The organism is Bradyrhizobium hereditatis (assembly GCF_020329435.1).
GTDB classification, from domain to species: domain Bacteria; phylum Pseudomonadota; class Alphaproteobacteria; order Rhizobiales; family Xanthobacteraceae; genus Bradyrhizobium; species Bradyrhizobium hereditatis.
The window spans coordinates 77089-90680 of record NZ_JAGKJK010000006.1 but is presented as its reverse complement, the minus strand read 5'-3'; the positions used below and the strand labels follow the sequence as shown (position 1 = coordinate 90680).

Annotated in this window: 8 protein-coding genes; 4 read left to right on the top strand and 4 right to left on the bottom strand. The window is 62.4% G+C overall.

All coding sequences use genetic code 11. From position 1 onward, the window contains the following. Positions 1-243 precede the first annotated feature (243 nt). Together J6524_RS15605 and J6524_RS15600 are read left to right on the top strand one after the other, a co-directional pair. Positions 244-684: a CBS domain-containing protein gene (locus J6524_RS15605; protein ID WP_225671986.1), complete on the top strand. Its 441-nt coding sequence runs from the start codon at positions 244-246 to the stop codon at positions 682-684. A gap of 160 nt (positions 685-844) precedes the next feature. After that, positions 845-1933 (top strand): ketopantoate reductase family protein, encoded by a 1089-nt coding sequence (locus tag J6524_RS15600; RefSeq protein ID WP_225671984.1) that lies wholly within the window; start codon positions 845-847, stop codon positions 1931-1933. A 118-nt stretch (positions 1934-2051) separates the two neighbouring features. Here J6524_RS15600 and J6524_RS15595 read toward each other — a convergent pair whose 3' ends face one another. After that, on the bottom strand, positions 2052-5162 hold the full coding sequence (locus J6524_RS15595) for a DEAD/DEAH box helicase (protein ID WP_225672562.1): 3111 nt from the start codon (positions 5160-5162) through the stop codon (positions 2052-2054). 427 nt (positions 5163-5589) lie between these two features. On the opposite strand from J6524_RS15595, the gene J6524_RS15590 reads away from it, so the two are divergent. Continuing rightward, positions 5590-6591, top strand: a complete 1002-nt coding sequence (locus tag J6524_RS15590; RefSeq protein WP_225671982.1) for an NAD(P)H-dependent flavin oxidoreductase — start codon at positions 5590-5592, stop codon at positions 6589-6591. Between the two features lie 179 nt (positions 6592-6770). Continuing rightward, positions 6771-7739 carry a quinone oxidoreductase family protein gene (locus J6524_RS15585; protein ID WP_225671980.1) on the top strand — a complete coding sequence of 323 codons (969 nt, stop codon included), beginning with the start codon at positions 6771-6773 and terminating at the stop codon, positions 7737-7739. A gap of 130 nt (positions 7740-7869) precedes the next feature. Here the strand turns inward: J6524_RS15585 and J6524_RS15580 are convergent, their stop codons facing one another. The 3 genes from J6524_RS15580 to J6524_RS15570 all read right to left on the bottom strand — a co-directional run bounded on the left by J6524_RS15580 (position 7870) and on the right by J6524_RS15570 (position 13441). Then, positions 7870-8868, bottom strand: coding sequence for an aldo/keto reductase (locus J6524_RS15580; protein WP_225671978.1), 999 nt, complete (start codon positions 8866-8868; stop codon positions 7870-7872). 280 nt (positions 8869-9148) lie between these two features. Next, on the bottom strand, positions 9149-9991 hold the full coding sequence (locus J6524_RS15575) for an amidohydrolase family protein (protein ID WP_225671976.1): 843 nt from the start codon (positions 9989-9991) through the stop codon (positions 9149-9151). A gap of 138 nt (positions 9992-10129) precedes the next feature. Continuing rightward, positions 10130-13441, bottom strand: a complete 3312-nt coding sequence (locus tag J6524_RS15570) for an adenylate/guanylate cyclase domain-containing protein (protein ID WP_225672560.1) — start codon at positions 13439-13441, stop codon at positions 10130-10132. Between the last annotated feature and the right edge of the window lie 151 nt (positions 13442-13592).

Genomic DNA, 13592 nt, shown 5'->3' with positions numbered 1-13592 from the left:
GCGCTCATCCTTACGGGATGGGCGCGTTTTCTTTTGCCCTGACCCAACTGGTATACCTGAGCGATTTTTTCGGATTACCTTCCGTTGTGCGCCTCTGCCCACCCGAGCAACCCTTCGGAAAAATGTCAGTAATACTGCCTATTTATCTCGTATGCCGCGAAAGATTTCTGCTCCCGCGCGTGTTGACAATTGGCATTATGTATACCAGACTTGCAGGTAATAATTCACACCAAGGAGGTTGCCATGCAAGTCGGAGATATCCTGCGCAAGAAAGCCGCCCGTGTCGCAACGGTTCGCATGAACGAGACCGTCGCCGTTGCCGCGCAACTGATGCGCTCCAGCAACATCAGCGCGCTGGTCGTCAAGGATGTCGTCCGCACCGAAGGCAACACGCCCGTCGGCATGTTCACCGAGCGCGACGTGGTTCGCGCGATCGCCCAGTATGGCGCGGCCGGCGCGAACATGAAGGTCTCGCAGTTCGTCTCCGTGCAGCAGCTCATTTCCTGCAAGCCAAGCGATACGCTCGAGCAGGTTCGTCGCGTGATGAACCGCGAGCACATCCGTCACCTCCCCGTCATCGACAATTACAGCCTGATCGGCGTCATCAGCATGCGCGATATTTCGACCGCATTCGATGACGAGGCCAGCGCCAGCGCTGCGAAAGAGACCGTCTACGCCGCCTGACGGTTGCTTCGAACTGCGCCGGCTTCTTTGGGGGTTGCGCTCCCAAGGAAGCCGGCGTCGCAACGCAATATTCGAATCAACTCCTGTCGCAAAGCAGGCGCTCGCAAATCTGCGCCGGCGCGGTGGCGCGCGCCGGAAAACATCATCTGTGGGAGGGCGCATGGCGCGTAACATTCTGATCCTCGGAGCCTCGTATGGCTCGTTGCTGGCGACAAAGCTCTTGATGGCAGGTCACAACGTGACCCTGGTTTGCCGGAAGCAAACGGCACAACTCATCAATCGCGAGGGCACCGAAGTTCGCATCAAGCTGCGCGATGAGGCGACCCACCGGCCGATCTTTTCACGCGACCTGCCTGGGATCCTGGACGCGGTCGAGCCCGCCGACGTCGATCCTTCGCGCTACGATCTGGTTGGTCTGGCGATGCAGGAGCCGCAATACGCCGACCATGCGATTCAGGCTCTGATGGTCAACATCGCCGAGGCGAAGCTGCCTTGCCTTTCGATCATGAACATGCCGCCCCTGCCCTATCTCAAGAGGATCCCGGCGCTTGCGACAATGGAGCTGGAGGAGGCCTATACCAATGCTGCGGTATGGGAGCGGTTCGAGCCTGGTCTGGTGTCGCTCTGCTCCCCTGATCCGCAGGCCTTCCGTCCACCGGACGAGGCGGCAAATGTTCTTCATGTCGGCCTGCCGACAAACTTCAAGGCCGCGTCATTCGCGGATGAGAAACATAATCTGCTGCTTCGCCAGCTCGAAGCCGATATCGATGCGGTGAAGCTGGATGGACAGGACGTTCCGGTGAAGCTGAAAGTGTTCGATTCAGTGTTCGTCCCTCTGGCCAAATGGTCGATGCTGTTGACGGGGAATTACCGGTGCATCACGCCGCAAGAGCCGCGATCGATCCGCGACGCGGTGCACGGCGACATCCATCTCTCACAGTCGATCTATGACCATGTCGATGCCATCGCCCAGCGTCTGGGCGCGAACCCTGCGGATCAGGTACCTTTCGAGAAATACGCCAAAGCGGCGGAAAGCCTTCTCAAGCCCTCTTCGGCGGCCCGGGCAGTCGCTGGCGGCACGCCGTTCATCGAGCGCGTCGACCTCCTGGTGAAGCTGATTTCGCATCAGCTTGGCGTACCCAACGCCGAAATCGACCGCACGGTCCAGATCGTCAATCAGAAACTGAATGAGAGCATGGTGGCGAACGGAGCCGCCGCGCCGCGCGATGCTGCAGTCGCCGTGACGTAGAGGCTCATCGAAGGAGGCTCTAGAGCGTCATGATTTTTGGTTAGATCGGGCAGCGTCGCCCGCGAAGATACCCCCACCCCGGCCCTCCCCCGCAAGCGGGAGAGGGAGCAGCGCCCTCCTACTCGTCCAGCCTCTCGAAGAACTCCTCGACCCGCTCGAACGGCTTCTCATTCCCCTTGCTGGCATAGACGACGCGATCGCCATCGCGTTCGAGCGATTTCGAATTCGATTTAGATTTGGATTTACGTAGCCGGCCGGGCAGGAACGTCGCGGCGACGGCCTCCGGTCCGACGTCGAGTCTGACGATACCCCGACGCTTGCAATTGAGCCTGAGCCTTGCCGCGGCGAAGAAATCGCACGCCGCCGGCGGCAGCCGGCCGAAACGGCGCGCGGTTTCTTCTTCCAACTCCTCCAGATCGTCTTCGCTCCGACACCTGGCGACCCGACCATAGATTTCGAGGCGCATCGCTTCCGACTGCACGTAGCTCGTAGGCAGCATATCCGCGAGCGGCAGATTCAGATCGGGCACCCAGAGATCGGCTGCCCTGTCGCTGGTCTTCTCCGAGGCCAGCTTCAGGAGGTGGCTGTAGAGCACCGGACCGAAAACCTGCACATGGCCGGACTGCCGCTCCGAGAAGAGGTCTCCCGCTCCTCTGAGGTCGAGATCTCGCTCGCTGATGGCGAAGCCCGCGCCCGGTTTGCTGAACTCTTCCAGAACGGCCAGACGTTTTTCGGATTGTTCCGAATTTGACTCGGTCAAGAGATGCGCGAAGGCGCGCGTGCCGCCTCGTCCCACCCGACCTCTGAGCTGATGGAGTTGCGCCAGACCGAACTTCTCGGGCCAGCAGACGACAATGGTGTTGGCCCGGGGAATGTCGAGGCCGCTCTCCACGATATTGGTCGCCAGAAGAACGTCCGCCTCGCCTTCGACGAAGCTCATCATTCGGTCGTCGATCTCGTCGGCGGGCAACTTGCCGTGAAGACAAACGATGCGCAGATCCGGGGCCGCCGACTGCACCCGCGCCAACATCGGCTCCAAATCCTGAATGCGGGGACAAATCAAGAAGCTCTGTCCGTGACGCCTTTGCTCGCGCAGCAATGCGGCGGCGATGGCGGCGTCCGATAGCGGGGCGACCTTGGTGACGACGGGCAGCCGGTGAACAGGCGGTGTCGCGATAACGCTGAGATCCCTGAAGCCTGCAAGGCCTGCGGCCAGCGTGCGCGGTATCGGCGTGGCGCTCATCCAAAGCGTGTGGACGCCCTTCGCCAGACCAGAAAGTTTCGCCTTCTCCGCCGCCCCGAAGTGCTGTTCCTCGTCGATGATGACGAGCCCAAGGTCGGCGAACCTGACGTCTTTCGAAGCAAGAGCCTGCGTGCCGACCACGACCTTCAGCTTGCCGCGACGCAGCCCTTCCTTCGTTTCCCTCGTTTCCGGAGCCGACGTGGCCCGCGACAGGCTACCCACCTCGATACCGAGCGGTCCGAACCGTTTGCGGAAGGTCGCGACGTGCTGCCTGGCCAAAACGGTGGTCGGTACTGCGATGGCGACCTGTTTGCCTGACAGCGCGACAGCCGCGGCCGCCCGCAAGGCAACCTCGGTCTTGCCGAAGCCGACGTCGCCGCAGACGACCCGATCCATGGGATGGCCGGACGCGAGATCGTCCAGAACTTCCTTAATCGCCCTCGCCTGGTCAACCGTCGTGAAATACGGAAAGCGCGCGACGAACCTCTCGTAGGCCGGCCCCGGAGCCATCAGTTTGGGAGCGCGCCGGCGACGTCGCTGCGCGATATGCTTGGCAAGCTCCTTGGCCGCGATTTGGATTTCCCGCTCGGCCTCGCCGCGTCTTCCCCACCACGTGCTTCCGTCAGCCTTGTCCAGCGTCAGCTTGCCGAGCTCCGCCGCGTAAGGCCAGACCAGGGAGAGATCGGCGGGCGGAATGAGAACTGCATCCTCGCCCGCGAACTCGAGCCTGACCATCTCGCGGGCAGCCCCTTTCCCCATGTCGAGGGTCTGCAAGCCGTCCAGCAAAGCCAGTCCTCGCTGGAGATGAACGACGATCGCACCCCTCTCCGGCACATCAGGGTGATCGAAAGCCGCGGTCCAGGCTCTGGCCATCGGCTGCGGGTGATGGGCTCTGCTGCCGAGCACATCGGACGCCGTCACGACGACGAGAGGTTTCCGGCCAGAACCGACGAAGCCAGCGTCGAAGTCGGCCAGAAGCGCGCCCTCGCGACTTCGTCCTGCCTTCGCCTCGTCCCAATCGGCGAAACGCTCCGCCTTGATCCCGCTCATACGCTCCATTGCGCGCAGGTCGTCCTCGACCGCCGCGACGAAAAGCAGTCGCGATCCGGCGCGTTGCGTGTCGGCGACGAATGCGCGAAGAGCCTTCTTTGACGCCGCCAGCTTGGAAAAGTCGGGCGTCGCCGTGAAAGGCGCCTTGCGAGGCAGCACGGTCATACGTCGCGCCAGCTTTTTCCAGTCCCCACGGCCCAAATACTCGCGTTCCACTTCCTTGCGACCGGCCGCCTCCTCGATCGTGCTCAGCCAGCTATCGGCATGGCCTGGAATTGCTGCGTCGCCGATCCATCGCGCTCGACCGCAGTAATCCGGCAGCGTCGCCCGCTTTCCGCGCTTGCCTTCCAATGCAAGGCGCTCGGACATCGGGTCGACGAGCAGCTCCTTGGCCTCGAACATGACGTGCTCTCGCGGGTCGACGGCGACAATTTTGCGGATCGCTCCACCGGAATGCTCGACCCGGAATGGACCAAGAGCGCCCGCCGGAAAAATCTCGAAAGTCTTGCCATGAAACAGTGCCGTTCCCGGATATTCCGCCTCTTCGTCGAGATCGTATCCCAGAGCCTCCAGACGGGTCTGCAGATCCTGCTCGGCATATCTCGAGCCCACCTTCAGGCTCACGCTGAGGTGCCCCCAACTCGTCGGCAACGGCAGCCGCTCCATGATCGCCTCTGCCGTCGACACGAGGAAGACGGGCTTCTTCGTTTTGGCGAGACGCCGCAATACCGAACTCCGTCTGCCGGCGATCTCTCGGGACGGTTCCAGTCCATCGAATGGCAAGGTGTTCAATCTCGGAAACACCAGCACGTCGAGCGAACGGTCGAGCGAATGGAGTACGCTGCCAAGGCGCTCCGCCCTGTTCTCATTTTCGGCAAGGAATACGATGCCGTCGCCAAATTTCCTCCATTGTTCGAGGAGATGCAGCGCCAGCATGCCGAGCGGCGAGGAAGAGGAGATCGCAGAGCGCGGTGAAGCCTTGCTTTTCTTCATCGCGCCAGCAGCACGGGCTTTCTTGGTTTTTCCCACTTATGGTCCATCATCGTTTTGAGAGCACAGTCGGCCGAACTCAAGCTCGATCTTTAGCAAACCCTGCAAGGCCTCTGTTGTTCTATCGCAGCCGGAAACGGTTCGATCGGAAAATGAAACTCTCCATGAGCGATGCCGATGCAAACGGCAGAGAATGAGATCGGCATGTTCCGCATTGCGGAAACCACGCGGCGCTTTTGCATGATGGCGTTGCCTTGATCATCGCCCGCCCCCGGTAGACTTTTGCGGGGGGTGGCGGCATCCTGCCCGGCGAAATCTCACAACATGACGTGCGCGCGCCGTCGCGGCCGTGCCGGGGAAACAAAGGGCAGACATGATCAAGACGCGATTCACCGAACTCGTTGGCGTCGAGCACCCGATCGTCCAGGGCGGCATGCAATGGGTCGGCCGTGCCGAGCTGGTCGCAGCCGTCGCCAATGCCGGCGCGCTCGGGCTGATCACCGCGCTGACGCAGCCGACGCCGGAGGACCTCACCAAGGAAATCGCGCGCTGCCGCGATATGACCGACAAGCCGTTCGGCGTCAACCTCACCATCCTTCCCGCGATCAAGCCGCCGCCCTACGCCGAATACCGCCAGGCCATCATCGAGGCCGGCATCAAGATCGTCGAGACCGCCGGCAACAAGCCGCAGGAGCATGTCGACGAATTCAAGAAGCATGGCATCAAGATCATCCACAAATGCACCAGCGTCCGTCACGCGCTGTCGGCGGAGCGGATGGGCGTCGACGCCATCTCGATCGACGGCTTTGAGTGTGCCGGCCATCCCGGAGAGGACGACACGCCCGGCCTGATCCTGATCCCGGCCGCCGCCAACAAGGTCAAGATCCCGATGATCGCCTCGGGCGGTTTTGGCGACGGCCGCGGTCTCGTCGCCGCGCTCGCGCTCGGCGCCGAAGGCATCAACATGGGCACGCGATTCATGTGCACCAAGGAGAGCCCGATCCATCAGCTGGTGAAGGAGCGCATCGTCGCCAATGACGAGCGCGAGACCGAGCTGATCTTCCGCACCATGCGCAACACCTCGCGCGTCGCCAAGAATGCGATCTCGACCAAGGTCGTGGCGATGGAGAAGGCCGGTGCGAAGTTCGAGGATGTGCGCGAGCTCGTCGCCGGCGCCCGCGGCAAGATGGTCTATGCGACAGGCGATGCCGATGAAGGCATCTGGTCGGCCGGCCAGGTCCAGGGCCTGATTCATGATATCCCGACCTGCGCCGAATTGGTATCGCGCATCGTGCGTGAAGCGGAAGCGATCATCACCAGCCGCCTCGGCGGCATGATGTCGGGTGCGCAGCGCCAGCGCCAGGCCGCCGAATAGCGGGCCGGCGCGCCGCAAACTCGCTTCACCTCTCCCGCTTGCGGGGGAGGTCGGATCGCATCGGAAGATGCGATCCGGGTGGGGGAAACTCTCTCCACACGAACAGTGTAACTCGCGGCGCCACCCCCACCCCAACCCTCCCCCGCAAGCGGGAGAGGGAGCAGAAACGAGAAGAACCCATGAAAGCCTATGTCTACGGCGCCAGCGGCGCCGAAATCACCGACGTCGCAAAACCCACGCCGAAGGGCGCGCAGGTGCTGGTCAAGGTCCATGCCTGCGGTCTCAACCGCGCCGACCTCGGCATGACCAAGGGCCATGTGCATGGCTCGGCCGGCGGCGTTGGCACCGTGCTCGGCATGGAGTGGGCCGGCGAAATCGCTGAACTTGGCCCCGACGCCAAGGGCGTCAATGTCGGCGACAAGGTCATGGGCTCCGGCACCGCCGCTTTCGCGGAATACACGCTGGCCGACCACCGCCGGCTGTTCCGCGCGCCCTCGAACATGAATTTCGAGGAAGCCGCCACCCTCCCCGTCGCGATTACCACCATGCATAACGCCGTCGTCACCAACGGCGCGTTGCAGCCGGGCCAAAGCGTCCTGATCCAGGGCGCCAGCTCCGGCGTCGGTTTGATGGCGATGCAGATCGCCAAGCTCAAGGGCGCCAAGCTCGTCATCGGCTCTTCGACGGATACGATGCGCCGCGGCCGCCTGAAGGAGTTCGGTGCCGATCTCGCAATTGACTCCAGCGATCCCGGCTGGGTCGATCAGGTGCTGAAAGCGACGGGTGGCGAGGGCGTCGATCTGATCGTCGACCAGATCTCGGGCAAGGTCGCGAACCAGAATCTCGCCGCCACCAAGATCAAGGGCCGCATCGTCAATGTCGGCCGGCTCGGCGGCACCCACGCCGATTTCAATTTCGACCTCCACGCCGCCCGCCGCATCAACTATATCGGCGTCACCTTCCGCACCCGCACCATCGAGGAGATCCGCGAGATCTTTGACGAGGTCCGCAAGGACATCTGGGGCGCGGTGGAATCGCGAAAACTGCAACTGCCGATCGACAAGGTCTATCCGTTCGCCGAGATCGGCAAGGCGTTCGAGCACATGGAAGCCAACAAGCACCTCGGCAAGATCGTGGTGGCGCTGTAGGTCCGTGTCCCGGGCGCGGCCCGCGATGTTCGGCGTCGGCGTAGGGCGGATTAGCGGCAGCGTAATCCGCCATCGTGTTTGTGGATGCAACGGCGGATTACGCCTGTCGGCTAATCCGCCCTACGCTTGATCATCGTGCCTCGCCCGAAAACGCCTGCCGCAGCGCCGCCAGCCGATCAAGCGCCTCCTGCGGCAGCGGACCCTTCTGAACCGCGGCGAGCGCGTCTTCGAATTGCTGCGGCGTCGCCATGCCGACGAGGATGGTGCCCATCGCCGGATGCGACAGCGCGAACCGCGTCGCGGCTTCCGTCAAGCTCGTGGCAAACCCTTCCTCCACCAGCGGCATCAAGCGGCGCGCGCGATCGATATCGGCATCGTAACTCATCGCCGATCCGAGCGGCTCGGGCGCCGGTCCCGCGATCGGGTGGCGCTCGGCCGAGCCCGACAGCGCGCCGCCAGCCAGCACGCGGATGCCGACGACGCCGACGCCCGCTGCTTTGGTCGCATCGAACAACCGCCCATAATCCTGCGCCGGATAGTTTTGCGGCAATGCGTCGGCCGCAGACGGATTGAGCATGTTGTAGACGACCTGCGCGCTGTCGAAGACGCCGGCGTTGATCACTTCATGCAGCGCCGCCGTATCACCGAGGGCCGTCAGCCCGAGGAACCTGATCTTGCCTTGCCGGCGCAGGCGCTCGAATGCCGGGACCACCTCGTCAAGCACCTGCCGGACGCTCAGCGCCGGCCCGCCGCCTTCCCTGGTGATCGGATTGTGCAGGTGAAAGATGTCGACGCTGCCGAGACGTAGCCGTGAAAGACTGCCTTCGAGCGAAGCTCTGACCGCGTCGTCAATGTGGCCGAGGTCGCCGGGCTGCAAGCGGACCTTGGTGCCGACGACCACGCCCTTCGGTTTCAGCTGCTGCAAAACGCGGCCGAGGTTCTTCTCGGATTCGCCATCGCCGTACTGCACCGCAGTATCGAAGTAATTGACGCCCGAGCCAATCGCTCGCGCGATAGCGCGTTCCTGATCGGCCGCATCGCCGCGTACCATCAAACCGCCGACAGCGCCGCAGCCGAAGCCGAGGATCGAGAGCTGCAATCCGGTGCGACCGAAGATTCGAAATTCCATCGTTTCCTCCCGAGTGATCGTAGGGCGGATTAGCGAAAGCGTAATCCGCCATCTTACCGCAGATGCAGCGGCGGATTACGCTAATCGTACTGCGTCATGAGACCCTCATGGTGAGGAGCGCGAAGCGCGTCTCCGGACGATGCTCCGCATCGCCGGGCGAACCATGAGGCCCCGTCTGTGGCCTACATCCTTCGAGACGCCCGGTCCGCGGGCTCCTCAGGATGAGGGGGTTTGAGCCGCCATGACGCAGTAGAGCTAATCCGCCATACGTTCTTCGTCTCTATCCCTTCTTCGGCGACCAGCCATAAGCCTTGATGCAGGCACCGCCCATCAGCATGGCCCGCTCGCTATCACTCAAACGGCTTGTCTTGAGGAACGGCTCGACGCCCTGCTCATAATTGACGACGGCGAACGCCCGCGTCCAGTCCGTGCCCCATAGGCAGCGCTCGAAACCCCAGGCGTCGAACACGCGTGCGAGCGGGTCCCAGATGTCATTGAATGGATACGGCTCACGCGACAGCGTGCAGGCGCCGCTGACCTTGATCACGGCGTTTGGCCGCTTGGCGAGGTCCAACACTTTCGGCAGCGCGGCCCAGGGTTCGGCCGGCGCCGGCGGCACGCGCGGCTGCAGGATACCGAGATGATCGATGATGAATCGCGTATCGGGATGGCGATCGATCAGCGCCGTCCCCGCGTCCAGATTGTCCCAGCAGTGCAGGTTGACTGGAAAATCATGGCGCACGGCCGCGCGCGCAATCCGCTCGAGCCCGGGGTGATCAGGCCCGCGCCCCATCTCCTTCGTCAGCATGATGCGGATTCCGACCGCACCCGGCGTCTTCTTCCACTCCGCGACGACGTCTGCGACATCAGGATCATCCGGATCGACCGGCTTCACGATCGCCATCCGCCCAGGATGCGCCCGTTGCACCTCCACGGCATAACTGGCGTCGTAGCGGTACAGCGAAAAGGCAGAGATGAAGATGGCCCCGTCGACACCAACCCTGTCCATCGCCGCCACCATCTCGTCGCCGGTGACGTGAGCGGGCCAGTTCGGCACGCTGTGCCAGGGGCGTTTCGGAGTGTTCGCCTCGTAGGCATGAACCTGGGAATCGACAATGATCATCGAAGCCTCCCCTTTGTTGGGAGCGATTTTGGACAATGCGGCCGGTGTGTGTCCAGATCCCAAAGACGCGGCGCTGCAATGCATCTGGCGGCGCGCTGGATCAGCGTCTGATCCGCCGCATCTTACGATACTGAAGGTTCAACGAAGCTCAGCGAGCAAGGCCTTGGCCTCTCGCAGATCGCTTGTGTCAAATCCTTCGGTGAACCATTCGTAGATGGGCGCGAGAAGGTCTCGTGCCATTTTCCGTTTGCCCTGACGGCTCAAGAGCCGCGCCGAGCTGGTGGCCGCGCGCAATTCCCACGACTTTGCATGCTGCGCTCGCGCAATGGCCAGGGAATGCTCGAAATATGCCTGTGCCTTCGCCTCGTCCCTCCGCGGCCCCCTGAGCGCGATTTCACCGGCAACACGATGAACCTCGGCCTCGCACCATCTTTCCTTGGTTGCTTGCATCGCTGTCATTGCGTCGCCGATGCAGCGCCAGGCATGATCGAATTGGCCCGAATCCGCATGAGCGATTGCCAGCATGAACTCCTGCTCCGGTGTAAATATCGTCGATCCAGCCGACCGCCATAGATCAATACCGGCCGTGACGATCTCGACGGCCTTCGCGGCTCCCGTGAGGGTCAGGATATAGCCACGCCGCAACACGCCTTCCGCTTTCCGGAACGGAGCACCTTTCTCCTCCGCCAACGCGACAAGCTCCTTGAGATGCTCATTTGCCGCGTCATAATTCCCGCAATAAGTATTAACAAGAATCGGGAAATTTAGCGTGAACATCAAAGTGGCAGCATGCTCAATCTGGCGCGCTTCCATCAGCGCGCAGTTCGCGTCCTTCAGCGCAGCTTCGGGATAACCGAGCAGCCACGAGGCCATTGAACGAAAGGCCAGGCACGTTACCCGGAGGTCCTGGCCAAATCGCGTCATCAATCGCCGGTGCTCGTCGGGACGATACAGCGCGAGCGCTTCGTTGTAGTGCGCCTTGGCCTCAACGACGTCCCCCCTCAGCGCGAGCGTACTCGCCATGGTACGATGCCCGATCATGCGCGGGACCACCGCTCCCTCCTTCTTACCAAGCTCCAGAAATCGGCTTGCGAGCTCGCGCGCAACGTCACCATTGAAGTTGATGAAATTGACGATCCACTGGCCAAAGAGAGCGGACAGGAGGAGCGAAGGGTCATCGGGAGACTCGCCAAGCTGTTCCGCCTGCTCGATAAACGCCCTCGCCTGCGCCACGGCCTTCTTGGTTTCGGGAGCGCCATATCCTTTGACATGCATTAGCGTATTCAGGAGCGCGACCTGCAGGACGATCTGCTCGCGCCGCAGGTCGGGCGTGCTGGGCAAGGTTGCCATTTGCGTCAGAGCCTGGCCGAGCTGCTCTGCTGCTTCGATCAGCGCCGAGCGCTCCTGTGAGCGCAGTCCCGCCTTGCCCCACAAACGCGCTGACTTCTCGATCAGGTCGGCCTTCGTATAATGACGCGCGAGCAACTCGGGTTGGCTCTCGGCTATTTCCGCGAACTGGCTTTCCAGGATGTCGGCGATGCGCGCATGCAGCGCGCGCCTCGGCTCTCGCAGCAGCGTACTGTAGGCTGCGTCCTGCACCAGCGCATGCTTGAACAGATAGCTCGCATGGGGCGGGATACCCTCTCGAAACAGCAAACCCGCCGCAATGAGCCGGTGGAGGTCGGCATCCAATTCCGCTTCCGGCTTTCGCGCGACCGCAGCCAGCAACATGTGAGGAAATTCCCGACCGATCGCCGCGCCGACCTGCGCGATGTCTTTCGCTGGGCCGAGCCGGTCGAGCCGCGACATCAGCGACGCCTGCAGACTCGCCGGAACCGCCACGACAGGCGTTGGTGCTCCTGCGCAGACCCGCTGTATCTCACTCTCACCCTCTGCATCCAGCACCGCCTTGGTCATCTCCTCAGCGAACAGTGGAATGCCGTCGGTGCGCTCGATGATGTCCTGGCGGATCCCCACCGGCAACGATCGGTTGCCGACTATCTCCTCGATGAGCGAATCGATGTCGAACGGCGCCAGCCGATTGAGGGTCAGCTCACTCACGTGCGGCCGTCCGATCCAGGGCGGGCTGAATTCCGGCCTGAAAGTAACAAGTATCAGTAGCCGCTGGCTCACCGCCAGGTCCACCGCCCGGGTGAGAAAATCGAGGCTGGTTGGATCGGTCCAATGCGCATCTTCGAAAATCATCAGCACGGGATTGGTACGCGCCAGCGCCTCGATGTACGAACCAAGCGTTTTCAGCGTTTTCTCACGGCGGAGCTGCGGCTCGACTTCAACCTGAGGGTAGCGTCCATCGCTGGGGAGCGACAGCATTTCGGCAAACAGCGCCGCATCCTCGGATGGCATCGAGCTTTGCGCCAGCAGCGCATCAAGCTTGTCCGTTTTCGCTTGCTGGCTGTCATCGTGAGCAAAGCCAGCGGCGCGCGATATCTCGCCGATCACCGGATAGAGCGTGCTGTCGGTATGCTGCGGCGAGCAGAAGTACTGCAGGCGAATGTGCGGCTCGCGAGCAAGCTGTTCCAGGAGCGCGACGGTGAGCCGTGATTTGCCGATGCCCGCTTCACCCGAAAGCAGCACCACCTGGCCTTCGCCACGCTTGGCCCGCTTCCATCGGCTCAGAATTAGCTCCATTTCTTCATTACGACCGATCAGCGGCAGCACAGCGCCGCTTTGGAGAGCGTGCGATCGGCTGCTCACTGTTGTCTTGCCGGCAACTTGCCAGGCAGCGACGGGTTTGGCGAATCCCTTGATCTCGACCTTACCGAGATCGAGATACTCGAATTGCGGTCCGGCGATCGTCTTCGTGCGACCCGAGATGACAACGGTGCCGGCCTCTGCGAGCGATTGCAGTCGGGAGGCAAGATTCGGAGTCTCGCCGAGGATGCCATGCTCCTCGGAAATCGCGCTATCCGACATATCGCCGACAATCGCCACGCCCGTTGCAACACCGACCCGCGCGCTCAATTTTTCTTTCGAGGGCAAGGCGGCGATCGCCTGCACCAGCGCGAGGCTGGCGTGAACGGCGCGCTCCGCGTCGTCTTCGTGCGCCTGAGGATAACCAAAACATACGACCGCGCCGTCCCCGTGATGTCGCGCGACAAAGCCGTCGAATCGGGCAATGGTTTCAGCAATGCAGCGCCGGTAGCCGGCGATGATTGCGCTGAAGTCTTCGGGATCGAGCCGCGCAGAGAGCTCAGTCGATCCGACCAGATCACAAAACAATACTGTAAGCTGCCGGCGCTCGATCGGGCGCGATTCCCGGGCCGTCGATCCGGGAGTATTCTCGCGCAATTGGGTCCCGCAGTCGCCGCAGAACTTGTTTCGCGCGGGGTTTGCCGCGCCGCAGACCAGGCAGCGCCGCACCGCCGCTCCGCACCGCCCACAAAATTTGCTTTGCTCCGGGACTTCGGCTGCGCAATTCGTGCAGTGCATCCGGACCTCAACGTATATCGATAACGCCATTGCAATGCGCCGGCACAATGCGCCGGAAGTCGAGGGCACCATATGAGCTTAGTCACAACTCTGGGTGATCGGTCTCAAGGTTCCATTATTATGGCTCTAAAGCGGAAGCCGACGTTTGTTT

What these genes read in the sequence shown, in the direction of transcription:
- J6524_RS15605 (WP_225671986.1), top strand. Translation starts at nt 244, where the DNA reads ATGCAAGTCGGAGATATCCTGCGCAAGAAAGCCGCCCGTGTCGCAACG.
- J6524_RS15600 (WP_225671984.1), top strand. Translation starts at nt 845, where the DNA reads ATGGCGCGTAACATTCTGATCCTCGGAGCCTCGTATGGCTCGTTGCTG.
- J6524_RS15595 (WP_225672562.1), bottom strand. Translation starts at nt 5,162, where the DNA reads ATGCTGGCGCTGCATCTCCTCGAACAATGGAGGAAATTTGGCGACGGC.
- J6524_RS15590 (WP_225671982.1), top strand. Translation starts at nt 5,590, where the DNA reads ATGATCAAGACGCGATTCACCGAACTCGTTGGCGTCGAGCACCCGATC.
- J6524_RS15585 (WP_225671980.1), top strand. Translation starts at nt 6,771, where the DNA reads ATGAAAGCCTATGTCTACGGCGCCAGCGGCGCCGAAATCACCGACGTC.
- J6524_RS15580 (WP_225671978.1), bottom strand. Translation starts at nt 8,868, where the DNA reads ATGGAATTTCGAATCTTCGGTCGCACCGGATTGCAGCTCTCGATCCTC.
- J6524_RS15575 (WP_225671976.1), bottom strand. Translation starts at nt 9,991, where the DNA reads ATGATCATTGTCGATTCCCAGGTTCATGCCTACGAGGCGAACACTCCG.
- J6524_RS15570 (WP_225672560.1), bottom strand. Translation starts at nt 13,441, where the DNA reads ATGCACTGCACGAATTGCGCAGCCGAAGTCCCGGAGCAAAGCAAATTT.